General features: G+C 53.7%; 15 protein-coding genes and 1 pseudogene. 11 read left to right on the top strand and 5 right to left on the bottom strand.

The window, feature by feature from the left end; translation table 11 throughout:
* Nucleotides 1-9 precede the first annotated feature (9 nt).
* Nucleotides 10-8,778 carry a hemagglutinin repeat-containing protein gene (locus PUV47_RS16560; protein ID WP_274219698.1) on the top strand — a complete coding sequence of 2,923 codons (8,769 nt, stop codon included), beginning with the start codon at nt 10-12 and terminating at the stop codon, nt 8,776-8,778.
* 4 nt (nt 8,779-8,782) lie between these two features.
* Nucleotides 8,783-9,280 carry a hypothetical protein gene (locus tag PUV47_RS16555; RefSeq protein WP_274219697.1) on the top strand — a complete coding sequence of 166 codons (498 nt, stop codon included), beginning with the start codon at nt 8,783-8,785 and terminating at the stop codon, nt 9,278-9,280.
* Between the two features lie 360 nt (nt 9,281-9,640).
* On the opposite strand, the gene PUV47_RS16550 is transcribed toward PUV47_RS16555, so the two are convergent.
* Nucleotides 9,641-9,952 (bottom strand): hypothetical protein, encoded by a 312-nt coding sequence (locus PUV47_RS16550; protein ID WP_274219696.1) that lies wholly within the window; start codon nt 9,950-9,952, stop codon nt 9,641-9,643.
* On the opposite strand from PUV47_RS16550, the gene PUV47_RS16545 reads away from it, so the two are divergent.
* Together PUV47_RS16545 and PUV47_RS16540 are read left to right on the top strand one after the other, a co-directional pair.
* A complete protein-coding gene (locus PUV47_RS16545) occupies nt 9,926-10,912 on the top strand; it encodes an HNH/ENDO VII family nuclease (RefSeq protein ID WP_274219695.1) in 987 nt (328 codons plus the stop codon). The two genes, PUV47_RS16550 and PUV47_RS16545, sit on opposite strands and share 27 nt — an antisense overlap.
* Nucleotides 10,912-11,376 carry an SMI1/KNR4 family protein gene (locus PUV47_RS16540; protein ID WP_274219694.1) on the top strand — a complete coding sequence of 155 codons (465 nt, stop codon included), beginning with the start codon at nt 10,912-10,914 and terminating at the stop codon, nt 11,374-11,376. Before PUV47_RS16545 ends, PUV47_RS16540 begins: the two co-directional genes overlap by 1 nt.
* A gap of 4 nt (nt 11,377-11,380) precedes the next feature.
* On the opposite strand, the gene PUV47_RS16535 is transcribed toward PUV47_RS16540, so the two are convergent.
* Nucleotides 11,381-11,641, bottom strand: coding sequence for a hypothetical protein (locus PUV47_RS16535; RefSeq protein ID WP_274219693.1), 261 nt, complete (start codon nt 11,639-11,641; stop codon nt 11,381-11,383).
* A 203-nt stretch (nt 11,642-11,844) separates the two neighbouring features.
* On the opposite strand from PUV47_RS16535, the gene PUV47_RS16530 reads away from it, so the two are divergent.
* Nucleotides 11,845-12,315, top strand: a complete 471-nt coding sequence (locus PUV47_RS16530) for a hypothetical protein (RefSeq protein WP_274219692.1) — start codon at nt 11,845-11,847, stop codon at nt 12,313-12,315.
* Between the two features lie 427 nt (nt 12,316-12,742).
* On the opposite strand, the gene PUV47_RS16525 is transcribed toward PUV47_RS16530, so the two are convergent.
* Nucleotides 12,743-13,057 (bottom strand): hypothetical protein, encoded by a 315-nt coding sequence (locus tag PUV47_RS16525; protein WP_274219691.1) that lies wholly within the window; start codon nt 13,055-13,057, stop codon nt 12,743-12,745.
* Nucleotides 13,058-13,583: 526 nt separating this feature from the next.
* On the opposite strand from PUV47_RS16525, the gene PUV47_RS16520 reads away from it, so the two are divergent.
* Nucleotides 13,584-14,768: an SEL1-like repeat protein gene (locus PUV47_RS16520; RefSeq protein ID WP_274219690.1), complete on the top strand. Its 1,185-nt coding sequence runs from the start codon at nt 13,584-13,586 to the stop codon at nt 14,766-14,768.
* 306 nt (nt 14,769-15,074) lie between these two features.
* Nucleotides 15,075-15,962, top strand: coding sequence for a homocysteine S-methyltransferase family protein (locus PUV47_RS16515; RefSeq protein ID WP_274219689.1), 888 nt, complete (start codon nt 15,075-15,077; stop codon nt 15,960-15,962).
* A 164-nt stretch (nt 15,963-16,126) separates the two neighbouring features.
* On the opposite strand, the gene PUV47_RS16510 is transcribed toward PUV47_RS16515, so the two are convergent.
* The gene (locus PUV47_RS16510) at nt 16,127-16,438 is read right to left on the bottom strand and encodes an EamA family transporter (protein ID WP_274219688.1); all 312 of its coding nucleotides are present in this window, start codon (nt 16,436-16,438) and stop codon (nt 16,127-16,129) included.
* Nucleotides 16,439-17,338 (bottom strand): annotated as a pseudogene (locus tag PUV47_RS16505) (LysR family transcriptional regulator).
* Between the two features lie 212 nt (nt 17,339-17,550).
* Here PUV47_RS16505 and PUV47_RS16500 point away from each other — a divergent pair.
* The 4 genes from PUV47_RS16500 to PUV47_RS16485 all read left to right on the top strand — a co-directional run bounded on the left by PUV47_RS16500 (nt 17,551) and on the right by PUV47_RS16485 (nt 22,052).
* The gene (locus PUV47_RS16500) at nt 17,551-17,946 is read left to right on the top strand and encodes a nuclear transport factor 2 family protein (RefSeq protein ID WP_274219687.1); all 396 of its coding nucleotides are present in this window, start codon (nt 17,551-17,553) and stop codon (nt 17,944-17,946) included.
* A complete protein-coding gene (locus PUV47_RS16495) occupies nt 17,943-18,545 on the top strand; it encodes an NAD(P)H-dependent oxidoreductase (RefSeq protein ID WP_274219686.1) in 603 nt (200 codons plus the stop codon). Before PUV47_RS16500 ends, PUV47_RS16495 begins: the two co-directional genes overlap by 4 nt.
* Before the next feature lie 219 nt (nt 18,546-18,764).
* Complete coding sequence (locus PUV47_RS16490) at nt 18,765-19,037, top strand: hypothetical protein (RefSeq protein ID WP_274219685.1); 273 nt, start codon at nt 18,765-18,767, stop codon at nt 19,035-19,037.
* 2,712 nt (nt 19,038-21,749) lie between these two features.
* On the top strand, nt 21,750-22,052 hold the full coding sequence (locus PUV47_RS16485; protein ID WP_274219684.1) for a hypothetical protein: 303 nt from the start codon (nt 21,750-21,752) through the stop codon (nt 22,050-22,052).
* The last annotated feature ends 2 nt before the right edge of the window (nt 22,053-22,054 follow it).

Raw genomic sequence — 22,054 nt, 5'->3', positions numbered from 1 at the left:
GTGGCACACATGAAAAAGATACTTAATGCGCTGTTCTGCTGTCTTTTTTCCCTGCAGGGTATCTTGCCAACCTATGCCCAAGGCCTCTCTGTGGATACGGGCGCCAATGCACCGGGCCTCACCGAAGCAGCCAACGGCGTTCCGGTGGTCAACATCGTAACGCCCGATGGTCACGGCCTGTCCCACAACAAGTTCACCGACTTCAATGTTGGAACGGAGGGGGTGATCCTCAACAACTCGGGTGTCATGGGCCGGTCTGAACTCGGCGGCCTGATCTACGAGAACCCCAACATCACAGAGGGTAACAATGCCTCTCTGATCTTAAACGAAGTCACCTCTTCAAACCGTTCCCTCCTTGAGGGGCCAACCGAGGTACACGGGCCTGCCGCAAACTACATTCTGGTGAATCCGAACGGCATGACCTGCAATGGCTGCGGCTTCATCAATATTCCACGGGCAACCCTTTCAACAGGAACGCCTGTGTTTGAAGAGGGCAAGCTCAGCAAGTTGCTGGTGCAAGATGGCGCAGTCACAATCGGGCCTTTGGGCCTGACTGCTGAAGGAACGGATTACTTCGATATCGTAGCTCGAAGTATCGAAGTCAACGGCAAGATACACGGCGGTGAATTTCTGGGCTTGTATGCTGGTCGAAACACCTACGATCCGAAGACAGGGAAGATCTCGCCCAATGATGGAAGCGACAGCGGCAAACCAGAATTTGCAATCGATACCGCCGCTTTGGGCGGAATGTATGCAGGCCAAATCAAGTTGGTGGGCACCGAGGCCGGCGTCGGTGTTCGAGCACCGGATGAAGTTGTCGCCACCACGGGCGATTTCACCATCAGCGCCTCCGGGCAGATTTCACTGGGCTCCGTCAGTGCCAAGCGCAACATAACTGCTAGCGCGCAAAAAGCCGATATTACAGTTCGCGAAAACGTGAGTGTTTACGCAGAAGATACGCTTTTGCTCAAAGCCGGCGCCGATCTGTGGATTTCCCCCAAGAGCGTTCTCGCGGCACGCTCCGACCTCACGCTTTCTGCGCAAAGCATATTTGCGAACGGAGCCGACATCGCCTCGGGGGTAGACAGAAATGGCAAGGCGCTGACCAACCACAGTGATCTGACCTTCGCAGCAAGCGATAAGTTGGACCTCGGCGCAACAGTGGCCGCCTACGCCAGTGGTAACGGGGTACTTACCGCCGACGCGATCAGCCAAAGCGGTTCCTTGTCCACTGACGGCGACTTGTCTATGACCGCCAACACCCTCCAGATTAGCGGGAATAAGGGGCACCTTTACGGCGGGGCGCTGCGCTTTGATGTTGCCGGCACGATGGTTATCGACGCGGCCATCGACGCACTTCAGTCCGAAACCGACGTTGAAATCACTGCCGGACGTCTGCACACAGCAGGCGACATTCGCGCCAAATCGGATGTTACCCTTCTTATCAAAAACGACGCGGTTCTCGCGGGCACCATCGATATGGATGGAGACCTTACGCTTTCGGCCCAAAATACGGAGATGAAGCAGTCCACACAGATCATTGCTGGGGGCGCAGTGAATGTTGATGTGGCTGACCTTTCTGTGCTTGGCACGATTGAGGCGCAAAACGGCCTTCAGTTTACCGCCGAGCAATTGGTATTGGGAGACGCGGCGCAGGTCCTCTCGGGCACGAACCTCCGCATCGATGCAGCATTGCTTCGCTCAAGCGGCCAGATCAAAAGCGCGGGCAATCTGAGCGCCTCGGCTCTTACCCTCCTTTCACTTGAAACCGGCAGCTACCTTCGGTCCAAAGGCGCTTTGAACTTAAACGCAGGGAACGAACTGAGTATTGGCGGCAGGGCTGAAAACCAGCTGGCTACCGTTCTCAGCGATCAAGACCTGGTGCTTACCGCCGGGGGGCATCTACAGCTCGTGAGTTCTGACGCCTCTGTTGTTAGCTTGGGCTCCCTGAGCGCAACTGCGCACCAGCTCTCGGTTCAAGGTGCCCTGAAGAGTTCAGGCGACCTCTCTATGCAGTTGCTCGGGGCCAACCTGTCTGAAATTGGTGAAAGCGGGGCCATTGAAACGGACAACCAGCTCACAATCTCTGCCCAGAGTGATCTGAGCACTGCAGGCAAGTTCTACGGTGGCGGCGCCGTAAATTTGGATACGGCCGGGAACTTCAATCTCCGTGAAACCGCGCAGATTACAACCTTCGGCCAGCTTGAACTGGGATCAAACGCGTTGAAGCTGTCCGGAGCAATCGAAGCTGTCGGGAATGTTGCAGTCGAAGCCCGCGAGGGTACCTTGCAGCAGTCCTCTCAAGGCCAGATACTCAGCAAAACGGGCGCTGTTCACCTAACCAGCGCTGGGGATCTACTGCTCGCCGGGACCACCCAATCTCAGGAGCAGATGCACATTGAAGCCGACGGCAACGTTCATGTTGCGGGCTCTGTTGCCACTCTTTCTGGCGACGTATGGCTTGAAGCCACCCGGTCCATCGGCCTTTCCAACGACGCTATCGTCTCTGCGGGGGGCAGTTTGAACACCCGCTCCGCAGCCCTTGAAACCAGTGGAACTCTGAGCGGCTCGGACCTGTCCATAGCCACCCGAAGCAACAGTCTGGAACTGCACTCTGGCTCGTTGACCCAAACAACATCAGGCGCCTTGGATCTACAATCGGCAGCCAATATTATCCAGAACGGCGACGTTCTTTCTTCAGCTGCATTGAACATCGAGGTACAGGGCACGTATTGGGGAGCGGCCACGTCGAACCTCACGGCAACAGAACGCCTTTTGCTGAATGCCGCCTCCACGGAACTGGGTGGCACAGCCACAATTCTGGGCGATATTGATATAACGAGCCGTACCGGCCCAACTCATCTTCACGGGACCAGCAATATCATCGCTGGCAATGCCGTCCGTGTGCGCAGCAACGGTTCCATTGACACAGCTGGGACCATAGAAACCAACGGGCTCCTGAGCTTGGAAACAACGGCTGGTGCCATAAAAAACACTGGGTCGATCAGAAGCGGCCTGTCCTCAAACAACGACGTGGCATTGTCGCTCACCGCAGCTAACAGAATCCGCAACGATGGTCTTTTCTATTCCTCTGGCTCCATAGCCGCCCACGCCGATAGCTACTCCGGAAACGGCGATGTCAAAACACTGAAATCGCTGCAAGTTGAGATTGCTTCCGATATTGCAATCGAGGCCGGTACAGTTTGGCTATCTGGCCAGCATACAACAGTCTCTGGCACGTCCCTTGCGGTTTCAGGCAGTCTGGAAACAGCGGGCTCTCTTGCTGTCGGCGTCGACACGCTCACCATCAACAACAGCGGAACGCTCCTGAGCGATGGCGCGCTTGAGCTCACGGTGGCCGATCGCTTCACCATTGCAAATGGCGCTACTGTCCTCAGTTACGTGATTGAGGCAAGCGCTGGAACAATCGACAACGGGGGGCAAGTAGGGGCCGAAACCCGGCTGTCGCTTTCCTCATCAGACAGTATACGCAATAGAGAAACAGGTGAGCTGCTTTCAAACTCGGACTTGAGCCTTGACGCCACAGAACTGACCAATGAAGGACAGATAAACGCTTCGGTGCAAACCCGTGTGCACGTAAATGGCAGCGATAACAACGCACTGACCAACACGGTCTCTGGCAGATTGGAAAGCCAAGGACAGCTCCGGATTACCGCCAGCTCGGTGGACAATCGGGGCATGTTCTCAGGCAAAACCGGCCTGAATTTCACCACCAGTGGCGACGTAGTGATCCGGGACGGTGCCGTGTGGCAGAGCGAGCAGGGCCCCCTATCCATTACCGCCAGAAACCTTCTCAATGAAGGTGCCCTTGCCAGTGGGCAGAACATTGTTCTGCGTTCAGAACAGCTGGACAACGACGGCGGGCTCATTCTTGCCAAGACCGATATCCTCATCGAAGGTAAGACGGTCGGTTCCAAAAGCATGCAGTTGCTGAACCACAACGGCGGGGCGATCGAAGCTCTGGAAGGCAACATCACTCTGCGCACTCAGGATCTTCAAAACCTGACGGCGGTCGAAACCACCGTAAAAACTTATGAGTACGCGAATAATTACATCTACTATCAATATCCGCCATCCTGGTTGGATCCACGAGCTCCCGGCTATAAGGGGGGAAGTCGCTACAACAACGTTTACGTAAACAACGGATACGTCAGCGGCTACGCCTACGGTACCATGTGGGACCGTTCCAGAGGGCCCATTGGTTACATCTTTGCACCCGACATTGTCATGATCGAGCAAATCCTGGCGGACAAAGGGGCAGAACCTGAAGACTGGGACCCCAACTGGTGGAAAGAATACGCGCCAACCAGTTTGGACACATTTGATCCGTTCAAGGGGCATCTGGAACGCTGGAATGTCCTTGCTCCCGATGAAGAGCATAAGGTTCCAACCGGGGGACAGTTGATTGTCTTCATCGAGCAGGGCATCGTAACCAAGCAGGATCCAACGGCAGAGATCACCGCCCGCAAGGGCAGCATCACCATTGATGCTGACAATATCGTCAACCGCTCCAGCAATATCATCGCGGATCAGGATATCTCCCTGTTCGGCGACACACTGACCAACGAAGGTGTCAGCCTGTCCCGCACATACGGCGCAAGGCTCAATTACAACAACCGAACGGTTCACCGCGGGTTTGGCTGGATAGGCTGGCTCAATCGCAACAATGCACATATTGAAGAAGATACAACAGTCGCCGCTGTGCCCGGTGTTATCAGCGCGGGGGGCGCTCTCACAGGCAATCTGGCCACGTCAATTACCAACTCAAGTGTCGATCCGGGTGACGAAAACCCACTCAGCTTCGTCAGTGCCAACAACATCCAGATCCTGCAAAGAACCGCCGACACCGTTTTGAAGGTTGATCCGCTTACGGGGGCCTCATTGTCAGCCCCGGATGCGGTAACCCCGGGTCTGGGATCACTTGACACCCTCAATTACGGCGACCTGGATCTGACAAGCCCTGACGTTGTCAACCCGCGGGCACCGCAGGGGAAGGACTTCCTGCGCGCCATCGGCCTAACCTCCAACGCCCAGCTCTTCAAACAAGCGCCGGAGGGGGCAGGGTATCTCATTGAAACCCGCTTCGAGTTCATCGATCCCTCGGGCTTTTATGGACATGACTATTTTGCTGAAACAGTTGGCATTCAAAGTGTTGATGCCTATGCCGTATCATTGGGCGACGCCTACTTTGACACGCGTCTGATCAACGATCAGGTGCTCGCTGCCACCGACCGACGTTGGCTGACTGACGATGGTACCTCAGAGGCTGATCAAGTTCGCCAGCTCATGCATAATGCAGCAGATGCCGCCTCGAGCCTGGACCTTACCTATGGCGTTGCCCTCTCAGCCGAGCAGGTCGCACTGCTGACCAAAGACATTGTCTGGTATGAGAAAACCGTAGTTAGTGGCCATGAGGTCGTGGTGCCACGCCTTTACCTCGCCGACAGCACAAGCCGCAATCGGTCGGGTGCCATCATTGCCGGGCGCAATATCAGCCTCGCCTCAGCCGACGTCCTCAACACGAAGGGACGCCTTTCCGCTAATGACAACCTGACGGTACTTGCATCCAACACGCTCACCAACCGGTCCGGCGTGCTGTCAGGCTCGACTGTGGATCTGCAGGCGCGCGAAATCAAGATCGAGACTGCGATCACAACCACCGGCAACGGTGATGACCGCATCGGTTCAATCATTGATGACATTGCCAGCGTGTCTGCAGCTGAGAGCCTGTCCATCACCAGCACAGGCGACACCACTATTGCAGGCGGCAGTGTTTCCAGTGGCGGCGATCTGACGCTCAACACCGGCGGCGATCTCAAGGTTACGGGTGCACAGACAAACTCACACTATCACTATGACATCAGGAACGGACGCACACATCAGACCGGACGCCACGACAAAACTCAGTTTGTCACCTCGGACATTCAAGCTGCCGACACGCTGCAAATCACCTCTGAAAAGGGCATCACCCTCGAAGGGGCATTGGTTGCCAGCGATGGGACAGCCACCCTTTCTGCAAACGACGACATCAACATAACAAGCCTGGAAGAAAGCGCCTACGACTTCAGCTATCTGAGGAAGTCTGGCACCTTCTCCGGCAAGACCCGCCGCAACGAAGAAGCGCGCACAACTCAGGTGGGCTCCTTGGTAACGGCCACGGATGGCCTTACAATCCGGTCCAGCCAAGGGTCCATCGATGTAACTGCGTCTGCACTCGCAAGTGAGGGCACCGTCCAGCTGGACGCGGCGGACGATATCGCGCTTGCCAGTGCAACCGAGGACTACAGCCAGAGCGTCTTCAAAAAGAGCCACGGTTTCTTCGCAAGTGCGGGTGGAGGAACCCTTACCGTCGGTTACAAGAAGGAAAAACACACCTTCGACACGCAGATGTCGACGGAAGTTGTTTCCTCCGTTTCCGGTGAGACTATCGACATCACGGCCGGCAATGATTTCACCTCGGAAGCAGGCATTCTAAACGCGGGCGAAGACCTGTCCATTGCCGCTGGAAATGACATCAACCTGACCACAGCAACGGACACCTACGCCCATTCCGAAAGCCACAAGATCGACAGCATTGCGCTCAGCATTGGGGTGTTTGAAAATGTCTCCGGCCCGGTCAAGACGCTGGCCCGCACACCTCAAGAAATGACAGCTGGCAAAGGCAATGCTGGGTATCAGGCTGTCACCGCTGTATCGGGTGCCCTGAAAGCCGCTGAGGCTGCCCAGTCGCTGGCCAACATGGCGCAAGGCGGCACGATTGCAGGGGTGCGCGTCGGCATTGGCGTCTCTTCTGAACGCAGCAGCAGCGAGGTCGCAAGCGTCGCAGACAAGACTGGGCACCTCAACGCAGGCCGTGACATCACCCTGGAGGCTGGCAGAGACCTGACCTCGGAAGGAACACAGATCGTGGCGGGCCGCGACGCCTCGTTGACGGCAGGTCGCGACCTTACCCTTGAAGCCGCGCAAACCGCGCAATCTAACGCATCATCCTCTTCCAGCAAGTCCGCGGGCATAGGCCTTTCCGTTGGTATTGGCATTGGCAAAGAGCCTTTTTCAGTCGGTGTGGATGCCAATATCGCCGGACAAAAAGCAAAAGGCAGCGGCCAAAGCGCCACCAACACCAACTCATTGGTGCAGGCTGAGCGGGATGTGTCGCTCACATCCGGTCAAGACACCACCCTCAACGGCGCGCAGGTTAAGGGCGAGACAGTCACAGCCCGCGTAGGCGGCGATCTCACCATCGAAAGCCAGCAGGACACGGCCCGCAGCACAGACAAGTCCACCGGCGGTTCTCTGGGGCTTTCGCTAAGCGCCAACTCAGTGGGAGGCTCAGTCAGCATCAACAACTCCAACGGCTCCGCCTCCAAGGCATGGGTCACAGACCAGTCCGGCATTGTGGCATCCGGTAAGGTGGATATCCGGACGGAAAACAACACGGACCTGACCGGCGGTCTCATCGCCTCGGAAAGCGGCGATCTCACTCTCGATACGGGGACGCTCACCCACTCCGACATTCATGATCATGACAAGGCTTCCTCCACCGGCATTGCCCTTTCCGGCTCAGTCAACGTCACCAGCGAAAAGCAGAAGCCAGAAGGTGGGGGAGACAACCCAGGTGACGCCACCACAAAGAACACCGTCGAAGCCCACGGTTCGCTCGAAGGCACCTATTCCGCTCGCGACAAGCGGCAGATAACCCGTGCCACGGTGGGCGAGGGGGAGATCCTCATCCGCGATGAGGACAAGCAGCAGGAGCTGGAGGAAAGCGGCGCAACAACCTCGCTCGCCTCCCTCAACCGCGACGTCACCATCGCTCAGGAAATCACCCGGGACGAAGAAGAATACGTCGGCGTCTATATCTCCGACGAAGCGGTACGGGCGGCCTTGCAGGGCGGCAAGGCGATCTCCGAAATCATCACCAATGCCCTTGACCGGTTGGCACAGGATGGAAAGCTTTCACAAGCAGACCGCACCTCCGCCATGCACCTGCTTGCCTTCAAGGATGATCCCGCCGTTCTGGCGCAGTTGAAGGCCTGTGGCAGTCAGCGGTCTTCCCTTTCGCCAACGCTGTGGGATTGGATTATTGCCCCTGCCCACGCGCAAGGGGGGTGCGCCATCAACGCCGGAGGAGAAGTCGTCGTTCTCTCGCCGGATGCAGCCAAAGCCTGCCTGACCGTTTTCTCCCAGACTGTGAAGTATGCGGCAGGTGTTGCCACAAGCGCACAGGGCGCCCTGGCGACAGCGCTTCTTGTGGCCATGACCACCCCTGCCGGGGGCGGCCAGATCCATGAGGAAATCGCGGCCGAAGGCGGCAAACTTATCACCATAACGGGGCATGGGGATGAACTGATCCGCAAGATCATCGTCACCTATCCAACGGGCGAAGAAGTCGTCATCCGTGGTTTCGTGACTGAGCAGGACAACGGCTTTGTTGTGGATCAGGGCTTCATCAACGGCGAACTCATGCCGGAAACCATGCTGGAAGGCATGACCGCTGACCTCAATGGCACCGGCCTAAATGTACTAAACGCACACAAACCAAACGAACCACTAACGAAAGGTGATTACATAAACCTCGGAGATTTTACAAAGCGGGTAAGAGGATCTAAGGACTTTGCAGATCCAGCGACCGGATATCGAATAAGCAAGGACAGAGCCGGGGCTGGAGGTCATGGAGGTAGCTTTTGGAAGCTCTATGACAAAAGAGGAAACAGGATTGCAACCTTATCAAAAGATGGGCAAGTATTAAGGAAATAACAGAATGCGAAAAAAGCACAACATGCGTTGGAGTGAGCTTCACCCAATATGCGAACTTGATCTCGATAGAGATGAAGACGTGAACTCTGCCCTTGTTCGCTATATTTCACCATTTGACCACTGGCTAACCCCAGAAGAGGCCGACGACTGCAACACGCTATACTACAAAAAGGCAATTATAGAAGCGAGATCTAGGACTACATATTTAAATCAAGAAAATACTTTCATAGAGTTTTACTGTAATTTGGCCAAAAGTGGTTTTTTTGTGAGAAAAAGCCAGAGCAATCAAACACGTTTCTTTGAACACATAAATACTAAGGCTCTCAAAATCTTCAGAAGGAGTTTACGAGAGAAGAGATTTATGGATGCATACTTTCCGGCTTTTGAAATACGTGTATTGGGTGGGCATGATAGAACGGACACACTTTTAAGTCTTTCGCCAGACAAGCTTGAACTAGTTAGAAAACTAGCACATCACAGCAGTCTATACATTTTAGAATGAGTTTTAATTGGCCTTACGCATGGAACTTGTCTTTGAGAAACCGTATTTTGGGCTCGCTCTCATCGGAAGGTTTTAAGGCCTGTGTTTGCAGCAGCAGAGCCAGTCCCTAAGTTTGGCTGATCACCTCGACATCACGGCATAAAATTGTGAACAAAATTCAAAGCCCTTAAAACTAGCGACATAGACCCTCAAGACTTTTGGGCCTGAGGACGAGGAAAACTTTGGTTTTCGTGTTAAGGCAACTATTGGGGCAAAGAATTGAGAAGACGACGACCTTTTGGGTTCCAGGTTTGCTCACCAAAATGGCTGCAGACCGAGTGCGATAATTCAGAGATTTAATTGTAACCGCCAGCCTCTGACCTAAACACACTTTTTAGGTGCAATAATACGCTGCTCATCCGCGATGAGGACAAGCAGCAGGAGCTGGAGGAGGGCGGCGCAACCACCTCGCTCGCCTCCCTCAACCGCGACGTCACCATCGCCCAGGAAATCACACGGGACGAAGAAGAGTACGTCGGCGTCTATGTCTCCGACGAAACGGTACGGGCGGCGGTAGAAAGTATTGAAGTCGTTGGTCGTGCCCTTGCCGATGTCTCGGATGAACTGTTCGAAACCCTTGGCAAAGACAGCGCCAATATTGGGCAGTTGAGTGCTGCCAAAAAGGCCGGGCAACTCTCAGATGAGGCAATCCTCCGGCAACTGGCCCAGTGCGGCACGAGCCAGCAAGGCTTCAATCTGCTTGACTGGATCGTCTCTCCTGCACTTGCGGGCCCTGCCTCTTGCACGGTGCGTACCAATGATGGCTTCACCATCCATCTCACGCAGGAGGAGGGGCGCCAATGTCTTGAAGCGTATCTTGGCATCGCCATTGCCGATCCGGCCAAGGCCAGCAAACTTACCAAATGGCTGGCACAGGGAACACTCTCGGCGCCCGTACGGGCCATTGGGCAGTTAGGCGCTCTTTATTCCGGCCCCCAATCCCTTGGGACTGACGATCAGGGAGTACCCCTGTATTTGGTGGATGAAAAGGGGCGCCACCTCTACAAGAATGACATCACCGGCCAATATTTCTTCGCGAACCCCTCAAACCCCACCGATATCGCCATGGTGGCAACAGCCATGGACTTGTCAGCGCTGGCTGCCAGCGGTACCGCGTTCACCACCACACGGCTGCCAAAATCTCTGAAGAACGTTGTTGACACGCCAAATGGGCCAAAGGGGACATTGGCTAGCGCAGATGATGTGGCTGGACATTTCCAGCAGAACCGCAGATTCTGGTCGCAAGACCCGGTTCAGTTCAATGGGAATCAGGTTTATCAGCGTAATGATCTGATTAACCCTGATCGTGTTAGTTCTTGGACTATCAACGGACAGGTCAAAACAGGCACTAACCTTGAACGTATGGCTGATGGAAGAGCGCCAATTGGTCCGGATGGAAAATCAGTGAACTTGCATCACGGGCTTCAAACACAAAATGGTCCTATTATGGAGATGACACAAACCTTCCATAAGCAGAACCATGGCACCATCCATATAAATCCGAATACTATCCCCTCGGGGATTAATCGTTCTCAATTTAACACGTGGTCGAGCAATTATTGGAAAGATCGTTCGGCAAACTGGGGGCAATAATGACGTCTTTAAACGACCTAGAGCAATTGATCGCTGAGTATTCAGGCAATGGTGTTGAGTTTGGCAATTCGAGCAGTGATCTTTCGCCAACAGATGAACGAGTTGCTGAAACTGAGAGCAAAATAGGCTGTAAATTGCCACCTAGCTACCTATGGTTTGTCAAAAACTATGGTGGTGGTCACGTTTACGGGGAGGAAATATTTGCAATATACCCTGTTCTATCCGACCTATCTGTTGGCGATATTGCTTATCAAACAAAAGCCGAGAGAGAGCAGGGCTTTGTTGGGAGCTCTGCTGTGGTCATTTGCTCTAATGATTTTGGTGAGACTTTCTATTTTGACACGTCTGCACGGGATAACGAGGGAGAATACCCTGTCTTTGTGAAGGCTGGTGCCACTGAGAAAAAGTATGCGGACAGCTTTGCTGGTTTTTTATATAAGCGCATATCCGATCCTGAGGCTTAAATCCTCACTCGCCGTCATATCCGTTCATTTTGATTGCACAGAAGGCCCCGCCATTTTGTCCGGGGACTAATGTGCCTTGTGCTTGTGGGCAACGATTGCCTGACGTGTCGGCCTGAATGATGCGGATTGTGGTGTCGAAGTAGTTTGTGTGGATGTGATTGCGCGTGAAGGCGAAGGCTGTTGCCGCGGCAAGGATGATGCCGACGCCCATGGCAATACCGAACATTATCCAGTCTGATTGTGTGCGGCGGGCATGCTCTTCCATGGCGTGTTATGCATTGAGCATGTGACTGCGTTGTTGCTAGACGTCATAGATGGCGTCAATGAACCGCTTGTCGGTCTTGACCTGAGACCCGATCTCCATCCGCGTCAACGCGACACCCTTCAACTGATGAGGAAATCGACAGGCAGCGAGTTCTAGACAACCGGATTTCCGGCGCGATTGATGTTGTCTTTGGCGCGGCTGAAGTGGCTGGCGCTGTGCACATGTGCTCCGCTTCCGCAGGAACGGCCTGTGCTACGGCATCTGTCTTGGTGGCAGCCCATGGAGCGGATACAGCAGGTGCTGGTCTTGCGCAATTGATCACCGGAGAGGAGGCACTGCCTTTCGGTGTCCAACTGGTGATGCGCGCCACCGGCCTCGATCAAACCCAAGCATCATTGGCCTATGATCTGATGGCAATCGGGTTTGAGTTGAACGCTGTCAGATCGATTGCTGCGCAAGGGTATTGGTCCCTTGCAGTTTGGCTTTGGTGGGATGACCGAACTGATCCCTGCGGGCAGCAGACTTTGGCGGACAGCTTTGCTTTTGGCCTTCCAAAACATGGTAAGCCAAATCCGAACGGCTACCATCGCCCTAACACGTTCAGTCAGGCTTATGAGCACTGCCAGAACCATTCAGGGCAGGCAGTCGAACTCATTGAGCTCTTGCCGATTTAGCCTTTCCAGGAGGCCCTCATGGGAGTTTCGGCAGGGTCTATTGTCGGCGCGAACGTTTGGTATCTTGACTTATTATTCAGGGGTGTAGCGGGTCAAGGCAATGTAAGGGGCTACAGTTTTCCAGAATGCACTCATAGGCTGGTTATGATGCGTTCTGTCCTTGGTTGGTCAAGAAGAATACAGCTAATCTTCTTATAGAAGTTCTTTTGTTCCGATTGTCGATTTCGGCGAGTCTTCTTGCTTCTTGCTCGATTTGAGATTTCTTGCTGCTCCCAAAAGAAACTATGAAAAACGAGTCCGCCAATCATAAAAGAGCTGTCAGCAACGATAGCCGGAACATCAACGTCTTCTATCGAGTATAAAAACCCGAATAAAATGAGCATAGCCCCGACTATTCTGCTCAATATGTGAATTTCTTCCTCACAACTTAAAACAGTTCTGGCATGAAAAACTTGCTGCCTTCAGGAACATGGTCAAATGAACTTCTGTAGACTTCGTATTCGACGCACTCAATCTCATCTATGAAGTTCCTTCTAGTGCGAATGCACTCGGCCTGTACTTTTATCCCCTTGTTGAATCTGAAGCCTATATCGGCTAACGGATCATCCATCTGGTATTGAGCTGTGCCAAAGTAGTTTTTGCCTTCGATGATTAGAAGATCATCGAGTTTGTCTCCACCGGGGTAATATTTGAACTCCAATTTCTTACCGTTAGGACTAACACCCTCAATCAATGCTGGCATACAGCCTTGGAGTGATACAAAAGTGAATGCAATCTGAAGTTGCAAAGAGATGCATAAGCTTTTGGGGATATGTTTCCTGCCGTAAGGTCGCAGCGGCGCTGCAGAATATCCGGCCAATTCTTCGCGATCAGATTTTCATGGACCTTGCCACCAATCAGACCGCGCAACTCCCTGGAGGCTGATGAGGTGTCGAACACATACGGGCGTTGGTATCATAGGTCCCGAATACGGGGAATGCAGCGCTATCCCAAGAGAGCCGGAACAGAAAAGACATAACCTGTGACCCACCGGTGTCGGCATGGAACTCTCTGATCCGCTTGCCGGTTTCTTTCATCAGCACACCGTCGAGGATGACGATCAGTTAACTCGCCGTAGCCAGATTGTTTTGGATAGCGGATTGCCCGAACTTGTCAGATACGCGGGTACAACTCGCCGTCACAACCTTCCTTTATCTCCGATGCACCTTGTAGTAGAACCCATCTGATTACAGGGTGCTTTTTGGGGGCCTGTGGCTTAGGGGATGGGGATGCGTTTTATTTTCAGTGCATTGGTGTGTGCGTTTGTATGGCTGGCTCCTGCTGTGGCTGGCACCTTGGAAGAAAATGTCAAACAGGCACACTCTGGGGATGCCGTTGCGCAGTTCAAGCTAGGCCTTATGTACGCCCAAGGCCAAGGCGTGCCACAAGACTACGCAGAAGCGGCGAAGTGGTACCGCCTTGCTGCTGAGCAGGGGCATGCCCTTGCGCAGAACAGCATCGGCGTCATGTACGCCAAAGGCCAAGGCGTGCCGCAGGACGACGCAGAAGCGGTGAAGTGGTACCGCCTTGCTGCTGAGCAGGGGAATACCTTTGCGCAGGTCAACCTTGGCCTCCTCTACACCAACGGCCGAGGCGTGCCGCAGGACGACTCAGAGGCGGTAAAGTGGTACCGCCTTGCTGCTGAGCAGGGAAATGCCGATGCGCAGACCAACCTTGGCCTCATGTATGACCAAGGCCGAGGCGTAGCGCAGGACGACACAGAAGCGGCGAAGTGGTACCGCCTTGCTGCCGAGCAGGGAAATGCCGATGCGCAGGTCAACCTTGGCACCATGCACAAAAACGGCCAAGGCGTGCCGCAGGATGATGCAGAAGCGGTGAAGTGGTACCGCCTTGCTGCTGAACAGGGGCATTCCAGTGCGCAGAACAACCTCGCCAACATGTACACACACGGCAAAGGTGTGCCGCAGGACTATGCAGAAGCGCTGATGTGGTTCCACCTTGCTGCTGAGCAGGGGCATGTCCTTGCGCAGTACAACCTCGGCGCCATGTACAAACAAGGCCAAGGCGTTTCGCGGGACGAGGCAGAAGCGCTGAAGTGGTACCGCCTTGCTGCTGAGCAGGGACAAGCCGATGCGCAAGTCAACCTTGGCCTCATGTACACCAACGGCCAAGGCGTGCCACAGGACGACGAAGAAGCGGCGAAGTGGTACCGCCTTGCTGCTGAGCAGGGGCATGCCGGTGCGCAATTCATCCTCGGTCTCATATATTTCAGAGCCCAAGGTGTGCCGCAGGACCACACAGAAGCTTACCAATGGTTTGTCTTGGCTGCTATTGGTGGGGATGAAAGGTACGTGAAGGCACGGGATCTTCTAGGCGAACAGCTAGACCCTTTGTCTCTTACTCAGGCCCAGAAGAGAGCTAGGGAGCTGTACGCGGAGATCAACAGCCGCTGAGGAGCACGGCATCCGCATTCGAGAACCTCGCGCAGGATCACAACCACGCCGATGGCACCGGCGACACCGGCCATTCGGCGCAGGGCTCGACAAGCAGATCATCGAGATGCATGCAGCAGGCAGGTGCGCCTCCTGTTGCACCGCTCACCATGTTCGCCAGTTTGACGCACATTTCTAGCGTTCGACCAGAAAAGGCCTTTGATAGCGCCGCGGTCACCCCCTTATGAAAAGCTGTTAACCGAAGGTGCAAGCAACACCTTGAGGATGCCGCCTGCGCCTTCCAGTGTGTATAAAACGATACCACTGATGAAAAGAACCAAGGGGAATGTGGCGGGGATGATCACCATACTGGATGGCGGCATGGGGCAAGAGCTGATTGCCCGCACTTCGGCCGAACCGACGCCCCTCTGGGCGACACAGGTCATGCTTGATGAGCCGGCGCTCGTGCGCGCGGTGCACGACGACTTTTTCGCCGCCGGAGCAATGGTTGCGACCGCGAACACCTACGCCATTCACCATGACAGGCTGATGCCGGCGGGGATCGATGACAAGTTCGAAGCCTTGCACCGCACGGCCTGTGAAATCGCCTGCGCGGCCAGAGATGCCGCCGGGGCTGGCCGCGTTGCCGGGGCACTCGGCCCGTTGATCGGCTCCTACAGGGTGGGCCCGTTGCCCGAAGATGCTGTTGAGCGCTTCAGGGAGATTTGCCGCCTGCAAGCGCCGCTGGTCGATCTGTTTCTCATTGAAACCGCGTCTTCACTGGAACAGGCCCGCGCGGCAGTGGCCGGGGCGACTGGCCATGACAAACCGATCTGGCTTGGTGTCTCCGTGGATGACCGGGACGGCACGAAGCTGCGCTCTGGCGAGCCGCTGGAAGAGGTGATGCGCATGACCTCAAAGATTGATGCGCTGCTCATTAATTGCTCCACGCCTGAAGCGGTGAGTGCCGGTCTTGATGTCATCAAGACCACTGAAAGACCATTCGGCGCTTACGCCAACGGCTTTACCCGGATTACCAAGAGCTTCGTTCAAGAAGGTGCGACAGTCTCGGAACTCTCTGCACGCTCGGACCTTTCACCGGCCGCCTATGCCGACTTTGCAGAGCACTGGGCGAAAATGGGCGCAACCATCATCGGCGGCTGCTGTGAAGTTGGCCCCGCTCATGTTGCAGAACTCGTGCGGCGTTTGACCTGAACGCCGGAGACGCAGCAGCAGGGGCCTTCGGGTAAAGCACTGTTCGAATGGGGCACTTAAAAACACAGCCTGCAAAGCCCAAAGCAAAGAGGCAATTCCGCCTCATACGCACAATAGACGCGCGGCCGGCAGGTAACCCGTGCTACGGTGGTTGATAGAGGTCCTCAGATGTTGTCCACGCCAATAGCGACAACAGGATAGATGAAGGACATGACGGCGATCACCGGGGTCGGTAACATCTGGAAGGCCGAGTACATCAAAATGTACATCAGCATGGTATGCACACCGCCGAGTACAAGCAAATAGCTCCATTCTATGCTCGTGATCTCAGCAAGCGCATCAAAACTGGCCAGCGGGAACAGCAGTACAATACCAAGGCTCACTTGGATCAGCGCGATAAGGTGCGGGCGGTACCGCACACCATGCAACGCGCCCAAATGACGTCGTTTCGCTGGCAGATGCAAGACTTCGGGCATTCAAGAATCCGGGGGTAGATGTCTTAAGTGCTCTATGAACAGCCTCAATGGCATCATGTTTCGGTATTCGCGAGGGAAGTAGATGAAAAGGCCGGACGTCGAAGCCTGATACGCTTCAAGAACCGGCACCAGCTGACCGTTTGAGATTTCTTTCGCGCAATAGTTCCTGAAGGTGAAGACCAATCCCAATCCTTGCTTGGCCATGTCAACGCAGACAGGGAGCGTGTTCGCAACGAACCCTCCCTGTGGCTCGACCTCGTAACTTCACGCTTCATCGGAAAAAAGCCAAGGTGCGATGGCGCCTGACGACGGAAACCGATAGTTGATGCAATTGTGGTCCAGCAGATCGCGCGGCTTGGACGGGGTGCCATGAGCTTCGAGATAGGACGGACTTGCCATGACTGCCAACCGAAGAGGCGGCGTTATTTTGAGCGCAATCATATCCTCAGCAACCTTGTCGCCCAATCGAAAACCTGCATGCAACCCTTCTTCCAAAATGTCTGAAAGCGCATCCGTGACCGACAGCTCAAGTGCTATTTGAGGAAACGCTTCAGTAAAGGTTTTCAAAGCAGGGCCGACCCGCAAATGATAAGCGAATTCCGGTAAGGCCAACCTCAAGGTCCCCCGTGCAGCATTACCCGTGGACCGAGCACTTTCCATGGCTTCCGCCAATTGTTCAAGAGCTGGACCTGCACCGCGCATCAAGGCCCTTCCAGCCTCGGTAAGCCTTACAGAGCGCGTGGTACGGATAAAAAGCGCAGTTCCGATCTGATCTTCAAGTGTCTTCAAGTGGTGAGTGACCGTTGAAGGTTTGATACCCAGCGATTCCGCGGCCGCTCGCATGCTGCCATGGGCCGCGATCGCATTAAAAATCTCAAGTGTAACCAGCGGTAAGCGCATCTCAGCTCCGTAGCTATTGTTCGATTAAATCTAATAATAAATTCAATAATGAGGCAATTATCCTAAAACAAGGAAAGCGCTACTGTCACTCATGAACACATAAGGGGCCAATTCGCGCCGACGGATCGCGTCAGGACCGAGCGTGAATTGAAAGCATTTTGACGTCGGGCCGAGCCCCGCAACACCTGAATCAACCCAATTGGAGGCGCAGCATGACACATGAAGACCCGATCCGGCTGTTTATTGCCCAATGGTTTCGTCGGTTAGACCGACTGGATCCACCTGAAACATTCCTTCCGTTCCTCGATCCAGAGGTGGAGTGGAACCTGCCGGATGCCGACCACACTCTGCATGGCCATGACCGTTTTCTTGCCTGGTATCAAAGCATTCTGGATGTGGTGGAACCTCCATGTACTCATCATGTCTCTAACATTGTCGTCGATAAAGACACGGTCGAGTTCGATGTTTGTGTCGAGGCAAGGTTGGTATCGGGGCAAGTGATGCACGAACGCGCACATGAGACTTGGCTTTTCACGACAACAGCTGGCGGCTCTATCAGCATCAAGCGCTACAGCGCAGACCCAATAAACAAGGATGAAACCCAATGAAGACTTTGGTGTTAACCGCTCACCCCGATCTGACCAAATCCCGCATCAACCGACTGTGGTTTGTCGCATTAAGCGAACAGGAAAATACCACCACCAGAGATCTGACTGCGATAGGCGGAGAAACTCAGCAATTTGATGTTGAGACGGAACAAACCCTGCTGTTGGCACACGAGCGCATCGTCTTTCAGTTTCCATGGTATTGGTACTCAGCACCTGCCGTCCTGAAAGCTTGGATAGATCAGGTCCTGTCCTATGGCTTCGCTTATGGCCCGAATGGTGACAAGCTTAAGGGCCGTGAATGCTTGGTACTCGTATCAACGGGTGGGCCGGCAGAATCCTACCACGCAGGCGGATACAATCAATTCACAATGGACGAGTTGCTGAAACCATACCAGCAAACCGCGAACCTCACTGGTATGACATATTTGCGTCCCTTTGTGCTTAATGGCCTTGCCGTTGCCGAAGAGACAGATCTTGCCGCCTCGGTACCCGCAATGCTTTCTCATGTTCTTGATCCAGAATTGGATCCCAAGATTAAGCAAGCGCGCCTGTTGAAGCAAATTGCTGAGGATCAAGCTCAGGCGGCGGCCATCAGTTGACCGAGAACACACCGACCGGACTGTCCTCAACCCAGAGACAACACCGTTTCTGACGTGCGATAGCACCTCAGTCTGATACTGCCAGATTGAGGCGCTATCGTCGGGTCGGCGTGGATACATAGAAGATCGTAGCACCTCCTTATTGTTCCATAAGATGGATACTGCGAGGGCGGTAAAAGTTTTTCCCAAGCCGACGCTGTCCGCAAGGATGCAGCCGTTATGGCTTTCCAGCTTGTTGATGACCCCAGTGGCGGCATCGCGTTGATAGTTGAACAGCTTGTTCCAGACGAGGCTATCCAGATAGCCCGTCTGATCATTGGGCAGCACATCCTCGTCAACTTCCTCAAGGAATTCCCTGAAGATGTTGTACAGGATCAGGAAATAAATTCGTTGTGGCGAATTCTCTTGGTAAACGGCTTCTATGTGTTGAAGGACTTGATCCGTCACATCTTGAACGTTTGCGGGGTTGGCCCAGACCTGATCAAACAATGAAAGATAGGTCTTTGTAGAAAGGTCGTCCTCGAAAGCATGGGTGAAGTTCGAAACAGCGTTGCCTGGCTGGTAGCCTAAATCGACCGCTGAAAAGCCACTGATAGGCGAGAAAACCTTATTTCCTTTGTGGGCTTCGATAGTTGCGAACTGCTGCATCGGGGCGTCAGTGGCATTGGATTTGAAGGTGGCCTTCCTCCGGATCCAGTCCGCACACTGTCGTGCAATGGCTTTCTGGGTTAATTTGTTCCGAAGATGAATCTCGAAATCTGTGCCATAGAGAGCAGTTTCTCTAAGCTGTTTCGGGATAAAAAACTCCCTTTTCTCTTTCTTCGAACGTCCTAGAACCTCGTTCGGAATAAACGTTGGATCGGTCAGGATAAACTGCAGTTCTTTGACGCCTTCCAATTCATCCTGTAGCGCTTCGTATGCAAATATTGAGAAGCAACTGGCCGCCACTCGGATTTTTGCACCGGCTTCAGACCCTGCTTTCAACTCATCTCCCAATAGGACAGAAATGTTGTCGATGATTTTCAATAGATTGCCCTGAATTCGATCGGTTTTTTGTAAGCGTAACGCGTAACGGCCTGTGTTCACAACCCAAATTCAACCTATGTAGACGTATCGTTCGTGTGCAAAATTTCGTTGCACTCCTTCATTTAATGCGTCTTAAAAAATAGCCCCCTACGGCCAGCATCTGCCACGCTCCGACTGTGGAGCCCCCAGTTTCGCGCGCGACAAACTCCAATCAACCGATTAGAGTTTCAACGAGCAGTGGGTATCCTCAATCGCGGCTTGGGATTTATCGTTAAGGCTTGAAGGGCTGGGTGGAAAGGTTCTGCTGACAAAGTCTTGTAGCCATAGCCGTGTTGCGGCGAGATTACTTGCAAGACTGGCCTGGATCGCGAAGACCGTTCGCAAATATCTGGAGCGAGGTCTTGAAGTGCCGACCTATGGGCCGCGGATGCCAAAATCCTCCATAAATGGGGGATTCCCAAATTATGCTTGGCAAACTGGTACTGAACGGGTGAGGGCTAACCGCGGCCATTCGAAAACCCGGAAAAGGGCCGGAAGGACATGCCCGCAAAAAGATTGGCCGAAATACTCCCTCAACAGATCAGCCACAGAAGGTAAAGCGTCGGCAAACCAGCCTGTGCTCTTTCTTTGATGTAACTAACGTGCTTGTTGTTTGCCCACTCAGCCCACGTGCAACGGATGACGCCTTCTGTTTCAGCGGGACACGCTGAACTGAGCCGCTCACAACGGGGAAACCTCTGGTGATTGGAAGAGGGCACACTCCTCCTTTTCGCTTGTCGAAAACACAGGTCGGTGGGTCTTCTCAGCTGAAGGCGGGGATGTTTATGCCCAACGTGCTGAGAGGAAAACCAGTTCCTGGCTGGCGGTGTCAGGGTATGTCAAAGATGTGCTGTGTTGGTCAGAATTTTGCAAATTTCGTCAGAGATAGGCAGTGAGCTGGATGATTTTGATCTGTGATTTGTCAGACTTCTGCAAATTGTCTCAAATATTGTCTGAGTTGTGCAGATCTTGTCAGACTTTGTCAGTTGGGGGACTGGCAGGATAGGCAAAGTGATATCACTTTGCGAATTTGACCTGATCTTGGTCATTATGTCGTTTTGTTTATTCACACCTTGCGGTGTTCAACACGTAACCTGTGAACAATTTTGCTTACAAGAAATCGATTAAATACTATGAAAACTTGATTTGAATTTCCGTGGCTTAGCTCGTCTAATTGCTTTTGGCGAAAATTTTATCTAATAAATTCAGATGGTTACGAAAGTTGTGAGGCTGTTTTGCCGTTGAAGCTAGCGTGGAACGGCGTTACACACGCCATGCTTGTTATCGACCACGACACATAGTCGATGCGGCTCTGGTGACTTTATGTGGAAGTCAAGTCACCAGAGCCAAGCAAGTGCGTAAAGCAGGTACAAACTCGCAATTTGGAGAAGCGCTCTCACCACGGTTTTTATGTTACGGCACAACTTGCATCTGATCGGCTCACGCTAAGCGACTTCTTTCAAGGCTCGTATCTTTTCGGTACGGGTTTACGCTATTGCTGCGCTTGATAGCTGAAAATCTTTCTAATGAATAGTAGGGGCCGCCATTTTTAAAGGGCGGTTGAATAACGATGGCGCCACGGTGGGGTCCGCGGCGGCTGGAGTTCGCCCAAAACCATAACATTATTTCGGAGTATGTCGGGCGGTATCCGTCGGTTTCGGCTGCTTATCGTGCACTCGTAGGCGAGGGGCATTTCACCATGTCACTGTCTTCGTTGCATCGCGCATTAAAGGATCAGGGACCAGCGGATGAACGGGCGGTTGACTAGGATGCGCCTTCAACGCCCGCAAACAGCAATGCTGCAAACACTGGGACTTTGCCAGAACCGACGAAGGTGTGCGGCGCACAGCGGCAACGATCCAACAATTTTCAGTTTGATCCGGTGCATAAGCCCGGTAGCTGGATCGACTAAAGGACAGCCAACATGCGCAAAATTCACCTGGTGCTGCAGAACAAGGGCGGCTGCGGAAAAACAACGCTGAGCGCCTATCTGGCTCAATATCTCACCGCGGCGAGAAGCAGGCGTACTGTGTCGATACAGATCCGGACAACGCCAGTTTTTCCGCGTTTGATGCGTTAGATATTGCTCATATCCAGCTTGTTGCAGGTGATGCCGTCCAACCACTCAAGTTTGACAGTATGTTCTGCGCTTTTGTTGAGGCAGCAGAAGACGCTGTGTTTGTGGTGGGCACGGGTGCTTCAACTTTCATTCCCCTGTGTTCTTATCTACGCGATATTTATGGCATCGATCTGCTGCATGAGAACGCCTGCGAAGTGTTGTTTCCTGTGCCGGTTTCCGGGGGTGCGGCCATCAACGATAGGATGAATGGTCTGGATGGCATTTTGCGCAACTTCCCGGAAGTGCAGGTAGTGGTTTGGCTCAATGAGCATTCCGGTTTTATCGACTTTGACGGGCACTCATTTGAGAAAACAAAGCTTTAGAG

Origin of the sequence: Pseudovibrio exalbescens (genome assembly GCF_028737195.1) — a bacterium.
Classification (GTDB): Bacteria; Pseudomonadota; Alphaproteobacteria; order Rhizobiales; family Stappiaceae; genus Pseudovibrio; species Pseudovibrio zosterae.
This window is presented reverse-complemented; position numbering and strand designations above follow the sequence as displayed.

Coding starts and splice junctions, on each gene's coding strand:
- PUV47_RS16560 (WP_274219698.1), top strand. CDS start 10: ATGAAAAAGATACTTAATGCGCTGTTCTGCTGTCTTTTTTCCCTGCAG.
- PUV47_RS16555 (WP_274219697.1), top strand. CDS start 8,783: ATGCGAAAAAAGCACAACATGCGTTGGAGTGAGCTTCACCCAATATGC.
- PUV47_RS16540 (WP_274219694.1), top strand. CDS start 10,912: ATGACGTCTTTAAACGACCTAGAGCAATTGATCGCTGAGTATTCAGGC.
- PUV47_RS16535 (WP_274219693.1), bottom strand. CDS start 11,641: ATGGAAGAGCATGCCCGCCGCACACAATCAGACTGGATAATGTTCGGT.
- PUV47_RS16525 (WP_274219691.1), bottom strand. CDS start 13,057: ATGCCAGCATTGATTGAGGGTGTTAGTCCTAACGGTAAGAAATTGGAG.
- PUV47_RS16520 (WP_274219690.1), top strand. CDS start 13,584: ATGCGTTTTATTTTCAGTGCATTGGTGTGTGCGTTTGTATGGCTGGCT.
- PUV47_RS16515 (WP_274219689.1), top strand. CDS start 15,075: ATGAAAAGAACCAAGGGGAATGTGGCGGGGATGATCACCATACTGGAT.
- PUV47_RS16510 (WP_274219688.1), bottom strand. CDS start 16,438: ATGCCCGAAGTCTTGCATCTGCCAGCGAAACGACGTCATTTGGGCGCG.
- PUV47_RS16500 (WP_274219687.1), top strand. CDS start 17,551: ATGACACATGAAGACCCGATCCGGCTGTTTATTGCCCAATGGTTTCGT.
- PUV47_RS16495 (WP_274219686.1), top strand. CDS start 17,943: ATGAAGACTTTGGTGTTAACCGCTCACCCCGATCTGACCAAATCCCGC.
- PUV47_RS16490 (WP_274219685.1), top strand. CDS start 18,765: ATGGCTTTCCAGCTTGTTGATGACCCCAGTGGCGGCATCGCGTTGATA.
- PUV47_RS16485 (WP_274219684.1), top strand. CDS start 21,750: ATGTTCTGCGCTTTTGTTGAGGCAGCAGAAGACGCTGTGTTTGTGGTG.